This is a genomic window from Streptomyces sp. NPDC045695 (assembly GCF_056432025.1).
Window position 1 is genome coordinate 50,468 of the sequence record NZ_JBWKJU010000024.1, and the last position, 6,326, is coordinate 56,793.

Here is a 6,326-nt window from a genome sequence, read left to right on the forward strand (position 1 = left end):
CCACCTCCTTCCCGTATCCACCGCAGCTCTGGAGCTCCCGCATGTCCCCTTCCCCTTCCTCTTCGTCCCCTTCCTCCTCGTCGCGCCGCAAGCCCCTCCTCTACTGCGCCGGGGTGGCCATCGCCGCCGTCACCCTCGGCATCGTGTCCTGGCAGGCCACCGCCCCCGCCGAGAAGGGCTCCGGCGGTTCCTCCGCCGCGGCCTCGCCCCGTACCGACCCCGCCGCGGCGCTCAAGGCGCTGGCCCGCCGCGAGCCGGGCGACAAGCTCGCCGTGGGCCGCGCCGACGCGCCCGTGGTGCTCATCGAGTACTCCGATTTCAAGTGCGGCTACTGCGGCAAGTTCGCCCGGGACACCGAACCTGCGCTGGTGAAGAAGTACGTGGAGAACGGCACCCTGCGCATCGAGTGGCGCAACTTCCCGATCTTCGGCGCCGACTCCGAGGCCGCCGCGAAGGCCGCCTGGGCAGCCGGGCAGCAGGACCGGTTCGAGCAGTTCCACGCGGCGGCGTACGCCGAGGGCGCGAAGGAGAAGGGCTTCGCCGGGCCGCGCCTGGTCGAGCTGGCGCGGCAGGCCGGCGTGCCCGACCTGGAGCGCTTCTCGGCGGACATGGCCGGGGAGCAGGCCGCGGCGGCGCTGAAGAAGGACCAGGACGAGGGCTACCGCATCGGCGTGACCTCCACCCCGTCCTTCCTGGTCAACGGCAAGCCGATCGCCGGCGCCCAGCCGCTGGACGCCTTCACCGCCGCGATCGCCCAGGCCGAGGCGGCGGCGAAGCAGTGACCGACATCGGGTACCTGGCCGCCCTGCTGGGCGGCCTCCTCGCCCTGCTCAGCCCGTGCAGCGCCCTGCTGCTGCCCGCCTTCTTCGCCTACTCGATCGACTCCCCCTCCCGCCTGCTGGCCCGTACCGGGATCTTCTACGCGGGCCTCGCGAGCACCCTCGTACCGCTGGGGGCGGCCGGCTCGTACGCCGGACGGTTCTTCCACGGCAACCGCGACCAGCTCGTCCTGGCCGGCGGCTGGCTGATCATCGCGCTCGGGCTCGCGCAGATCCTGGGCCTCGGCTTCGCCCCGAAGCGGCTCGCGGAGCTGTCGGGCCGGATCCGGCCGACCACCGCCGTGTCGGTGTACGCGCTCGGCGCGGTCTACGGGCTGGCGGGCTTCTGCGCCGGCCCGATCCTGGGCAGCGTCCTGACGGTGGCGGCGGTCAGCGGCAGCCCGGTCTACGGGGGCCTGCTGCTGGCCGTCTACGCCCTCGGGATGGCCCTGCCGCTGTTCCTGCTGGCCCTGCTGTGGGAGCGGTTCGAGCTGGGCAGGCGGCCCTGGCTGCGCGGGCGGGCCTTCACGGTGGGCCGCTTCGAGCTGCACACCACCTCGCTGCTGTCCGGGCTGTTCTTCATCACCCTGGGGGCGCTGTTCCTGGCCTTCGACGGGGCGAGCGCGCTGCCGGGGCTGCTGGACGTGGACGACTCGTTCGCGGTGGAGGAGCGGGTCCGGTCGGTGGCCGGCGGCGTGCCGGACTGGGCGCTGCTCGGGCTGGTCGCCGCGGGGGCGGCGGCCGTGGGCCTGGTGCAGTGGCGCCGCAAGGCGCGGACGGTGACCGAGACCGGGACCGGGACCGAAGGGGAGTAACCACAGAAGGCCCCGTCCGATGGACGGGGCCTTCTTGATGGTGGCTGGGGCCGGGGTCGAACCGGCGACCTATCGCTTTTCAGGCGATCGCTCGTACCAACTGAGCTACCCAGCCACGAAACCGTTTCCGGCTTCAGCGATCCTGACGGGACTTGAACCCGCGACCTCCACCTTGACAGGGTGGCGAGCTAACCAACTGCTCCACAGGACCTTGCAGCGTGCGAGAACAAGTCTCGCACACGGTAATGCGTACCCCCAACGGGATTCGAACCCGTGCTACCGCCTTGAAAGGGCGGCGTCCTGGGCCACTAGACGATGAGGGCTAAAGGCCCGCCGGGCACTTCTCAGCGCGTCGGGGACGTGAGAAGCATATGGGATCCGGGGAGCTATCGCCAAAACGGTTTCGCCCCGCTCGGGGGAGGGGCCCCTGCCGGAGGGACAATGGCCCGGTGCTGGAGATGACGCGCGAGGAGTTCGAAGAGCTCGTCGCAGAGGCCCTGGACCGCATCCCGCCGGAGCTGACGCGGCTGATGGACAACGTGGCGGTGTTCGTCGAGGACGAACCGCCCGCCGATGACCCGGAGCTGCTCGGTCTCTACGAGGGGACCCCGCTGACGGACCGCGGCGAGTGGTACGCCGGGGTGCTGCCCGACCGGATCACGATCTACCGCAATCCCACGTTGCGGATGTGCGAGGACCGGGAGAGCGTGGTCGCGGAGACGGAGGTCACCGTGGTGCACGAGATCGCCCACCACTTCGGGATCGACGACGAGCGGCTGCACGCCCTGGGGTACGGGTGACCGGGCCGCTCCCCGACGCGCGGGCCGTCTCCGCGGAGGCCATCGACCCGGACGTCGACCTGCACGTCCCCGCGCAGCGGGCCGAGCCGCAGGGCCGGGTGCTCGCGGCGGTGGCCGCGGGCGGCGCGGTCGGGGCCTCGGCGCGGTACGGGGCCGGCCTGCTGTGGGCGGCCGGGCCCGGGGCCTTCCCCTGGGCGACCTTCTGGATCAATGTGGCCGGCTGCGCGCTGATCGGCGTCCTCATGGTGCTGATCAGCGAGGGCGGGCGGGTCGCGCCGCATCCGCTGGTGCGGCCCTTCGCCGGGGTCGGGGTGCTCGGCGGGTTCACCACCTTCTCCACCTACGCGGTGGACTTCTCGCGGCTCCTGGACGAGGGGGAGGCCAGGACCGCGCTGGCGTACGCCGGGCTCACGGTGGTGGCGGCGCTGGGCGCGGTGTGGGCGGCGGCCTCGGTGACGCGGCGGGCGGTGCGGGGATGGGGGCGTGGGCCGGGGCGTGGTCCGGGGCATGGGTCGGGGCCGACGTGGCGAGCGGGGCGGGCGCCGCGGTGAACTGGCTCCTCGTGGTGGTGGGCGCGGCCGTCGGCGCACCCCTGCGCTACCTGACGGACCGTGCGGTGCAGCTGCGCCACGACTCCGTCTTCCCCTGGGGGACCTTCGTGGTCAACGCGGCCGCCTGCCTGGTGCTGGGGGTGCTGACCGGGGCGGTGCTGGCCGGGGCCGCCTCCTCGCGGCTGGAGCTGCTGCTCGGGACCGGGCTGTGCGGGGCGCTGAGCACCTACTCGACGCTCTCGTACGAGACGCTGCGGCTGGCCGAGCGGGGCTGGAAGTTCCTGGCGGCGGCGAACGCGGCGGCGTCGGTGCTGGTCGGGCTGGGCGCCGTACACCTCGGGTCACAGGTGGCTGAGCAGCTGTTCGCCTGAGGGCGTGTCCCTTACGGGTCAAAGGGAGTTGGGCACATTGACCCGCTCATGCGGACCGATCGGCCTCATCCCGCCCTCAGGCTCCGGAGGTGCCCCGTGCGCCAGTTGTCCGCTTCCCTCCGACTGACCGTCACCGCGCTCGCGGTCGCCGCGACGGCCGGCTGCATGAGTGTCGGCGAGGACGCGGCGAAGCCCGGGCCCTCCTCCTCGGCGGACCGCCGGGCCGGCGCCGCGGCGGGCGCGGGCTCCGCCGCGGGGCGGAACTCCGGGGTCCACGGCAACGGACACGGCGCGAAGGACGGTACGGGGACCCAGGACGGCAAGCCCAAGGAGGACGGCAAGGCCTCCGGGGCGACCGGGGCCTCGCCCAGCCCGGGCGCGCCCGGCGGCGCTCCGGGAGTGCCCGTGCCGTCGGCGGGGCCGGGCGGGGGTGCGGGCGGACAGGGCCCCCAGGTGCCGCCGGGCGGCTCCGGGGGCTCCGGTTCGGGCGGCTCGGGCGGTTCCGGCGGCTCGGGCGGGCCAGGGGGCTCGGGCGGCGGGCAGCAGTCGGCCAGCCCGACTCCGCAGCCGCCGGCCACGACGCCCCCTGTGACGGAACCCACTCCGCCGACGGCGAGTCCGCAGCCCGAGCCGAGCACCCAGCCGGCGCCCTAGACCGGGGGTCCAGGCGGGGGCCGGACGGGTCCCGGGGGCGGGCGGGCGCGGTTCGCGGGCGCTGCCGGTCTCGGCATCACCGCAGGTCAGAGGCTTATTGCTGGAGCGATTTGCCAGACCCGGGGGAGGGTGCGTATGGTTATAGATCGTTTGATCCCATTGCCCGGCGCCGAATCCGAAGAGCGCCGTGTGGCGCGTACTCTCCCTAGCCGTGGCTGACCGCATTGAGGCGGTCGATTTGCGATTCACGGAGTTTGGGCGCGTGCCGAGACTCCGGAAGGTTTCGCATTTCGCATGTCCATTTCCAGTTCTGACCGTTCCGTCATGCCCGAGAACGACTCCAACGAGATCGTCGACGCCGAGACCCTTGCGGTCACCGAGGCCATCGAAGCCGCTGAGGCGAACGAGATCATCGAGGCCCTTGAGGCCGACGTGAACACCGACGGGTCCCTTGAGGACTCCACCACCGACTTCGACGACGACGCTGACGCTGACGCGGAGCCCACGATCACCTTCAGCGACCTCGGTCTGCCCGAGGGCATCGTGCGCAAGCTCGCCCAGAACGGCGTCACCGCCCCCTTCCCGATCCAGGCCGCGACCATCCCGGACGCCCTGGCCGGCAAGGACATCCTCGGCCGTGGCCGCACCGGTTCCGGCAAGACCCTCTCCTTCGGTCTGCCGACCCTGGCCTCGCTGGCCGGCGGCCACACCGAGAAGAAGAAGCCCCGCGCGATCATCCTCACGCCGACCCGTGAGCTCGCGATGCAGGTCGCGGACGCCCTCCAGCCCTACGGCGACGTGCTCGGCCTGAAGATGAAGGTCGTCTGCGGCGGTACCTCCATGAGCAACCAGATCTTCGCTCTGGAGCGCGGTGTCGACGTCCTCGTCGCCACCCCGGGCCGTCTGCGCGACATCATCAACCGTGGCGCCTGCTCCCTGGCGAACGTCCAGGTCGCGGTCCTCGACGAGGCCGACCAGATGGCGGACCTGGGCTTCCTGCCCGAGGTCACCGAGCTGCTCGACCAGATCCCCGGCGGCGGCCAGCGCATGCTCTTCTCCGCCACCATGGAGAACGAGATCGGCACCCTGGTCAAGCGCTACCTGACCAACCCGGTCACGCACGAGGTCGACAGCGCCCAGGGCAACGTCACGACCATGACGCACCACGTCCTCGTCGTGAAGCCGAAGGACAAGGCGCCGGTCACGGCCGCCATCGCCGCCCGCAAGGGCCGCACCATCATCTTCGTCCGCACCCAGCTGGGCGCCGACCGCATCGCCGAGCAGCTCGTCGAGGCCGGCGTGAAGGCCGACGCGCTGCACGGCGGCATGACGCAGGGCGCCCGTACCCGCGTCCTCGCGGACTTCAAGGACGGCTACGTCAACGCGCTCGTCGCCACCGACGTCGCCGCCCGCGGCATCCACGTCGACGGCATCGACCTCGTCCTGAACGTGGACCCGGCCGGCGACCACAAGGACTACCTGCACCGCTCGGGCCGTACCGCCCGTGCCGGCAAGTCGGGTGTCGTGGTCTCCCTGGCCCTGCCGCACCAGCGCCGCCAGATCTTCCGCCTGATGGAGGACGCGGGCGTCGACGCCACGCGCCACATCGTCCAGGGCGTCGGCGCCTTCGAGCCGGAGGTCGCCGAGATCACCGGTGCGCGTTCGCTGACCGAGGTCCAGGCCGACTCCGCGAACAACGCCGCCAAGCAGGCCGAGCGCGAGGTCGCCGAGCTCACCAAGCAGCTGGAGCGCCTGTCGCGCCGTGCCGTGGAGCTCCGCGAGGAGGCCGACCGCCTCGTCGCCCGCTCCGCCCGTGAGCGCGGCGAGGACCCGGAGGCCGCTGTCGCCGAGGTGACCGAGGCCGCCGAGGCCGAGGTCGCGGCTGCCGCTGCCGCCGCTGCCGCCGAACTGGCCGCGCAGGAGCGCCGCGAGGAGCAGCGCGCCCAGCGCGACGACCGCGGCAACTTCGAGCGTCGTGACAACCGTGGTGGCGACCGCGACAACCGTGGCGGCGACCGCGGCGGCTTCCGCCGTGACGACCGCGGTGGCGACCGTGGTGGCCGTCCGTCGGGTGGCTTCAACCGTGACGACCGTGGTGGCGACCGTGGTGGCTTCCGTCGCGACGACCGTCCGTCGGGTGGCTTCCGTTCCGGTGGCGACCGTCCGTCCGGTGGTGGCTTCCGTCGCGACGACCGTCCCTCGGGTGGCTTCAACCGCGATGACCGTGGTGGCGACCGTGGTGGCTTCCGTCGCGACGACCGTCCGTCGGGTGGCTTCCGTTCCGGTGGCGACCGTCCGTCCGGTGGTGGCTTCCGTC

Annotated in this window: 7 protein-coding genes and 3 tRNA genes; 7 read left to right on the forward strand and 3 right to left on the reverse strand. The window is 72.7% G+C overall.

Annotated elements, in window-relative coordinates; translation table 11 throughout:
- Positions 1-41: 41 nt before the first annotated feature.
- Positions 42-782, forward strand: coding sequence for a DsbA family protein (locus AC07DU_RS29635; protein WP_453370836.1), 741 nt, complete (start codon positions 42-44; stop codon positions 780-782).
- Positions 779-1,633 carry a cytochrome c biogenesis CcdA family protein gene (locus AC07DU_RS29640; RefSeq protein ID WP_479114772.1) on the forward strand — a complete coding sequence of 285 codons (855 nt, stop codon included), beginning with the start codon at positions 779-781 and terminating at the stop codon, positions 1,631-1,633. The genes AC07DU_RS29635 and AC07DU_RS29640 overlap by 4 nt, the downstream gene beginning before the upstream one ends.
- A 38-nt stretch (positions 1,634-1,671) precedes the next feature.
- Here AC07DU_RS29640 and AC07DU_RS29645 read toward each other — a convergent pair.
- The 3 genes from AC07DU_RS29645 to AC07DU_RS29655 form a co-directional block, all read right to left on the reverse strand.
- Positions 1,672-1,748, reverse strand: a tRNA-Phe gene (locus AC07DU_RS29645).
- Between the two features lie 22 nt (positions 1,749-1,770).
- Positions 1,771-1,844, reverse strand: a tRNA-Asp gene (locus AC07DU_RS29650).
- A 39-nt stretch (positions 1,845-1,883) separates the two neighbouring features.
- A tRNA-Glu gene (locus tag AC07DU_RS29655) sits at positions 1,884-1,956 on the reverse strand.
- A gap of 126 nt (positions 1,957-2,082) precedes the next feature.
- Between AC07DU_RS29655 and AC07DU_RS29660 the strand changes: the two genes are divergently transcribed.
- From AC07DU_RS29660 to AC07DU_RS29680, 5 genes are all read left to right on the forward strand, one after another.
- Positions 2,083-2,433, forward strand: a complete 351-nt coding sequence (locus AC07DU_RS29660; RefSeq protein WP_030012899.1) for a metallopeptidase family protein — start codon at positions 2,083-2,085, stop codon at positions 2,431-2,433.
- Positions 2,430-2,984, forward strand: coding sequence for a FluC/FEX family fluoride channel (locus AC07DU_RS29665; RefSeq protein ID WP_479114774.1), 555 nt, complete (start codon positions 2,430-2,432; stop codon positions 2,982-2,984). Before AC07DU_RS29660 ends, AC07DU_RS29665 begins: the two co-directional genes overlap by 4 nt.
- Entirely contained in the window at positions 2,981-3,355 is a 375-nt protein-coding gene (locus tag AC07DU_RS29670; RefSeq protein ID WP_360899016.1) for a fluoride efflux transporter FluC, read from the forward strand. The genes AC07DU_RS29665 and AC07DU_RS29670 overlap by 4 nt, the downstream gene beginning before the upstream one ends.
- 105 nt (positions 3,356-3,460) lie before the next feature.
- A complete protein-coding gene (locus AC07DU_RS29675) occupies positions 3,461-4,009 on the forward strand; it encodes a hypothetical protein (RefSeq protein WP_479114776.1) in 549 nt (182 codons plus the stop codon).
- A 324-nt stretch (positions 4,010-4,333) separates the two neighbouring features.
- Positions 4,334-6,326 (forward strand): DEAD/DEAH box helicase (locus tag AC07DU_RS29680; protein ID WP_479114778.1); only part of this gene is annotated, 1,993 nt, incomplete at its 3' end.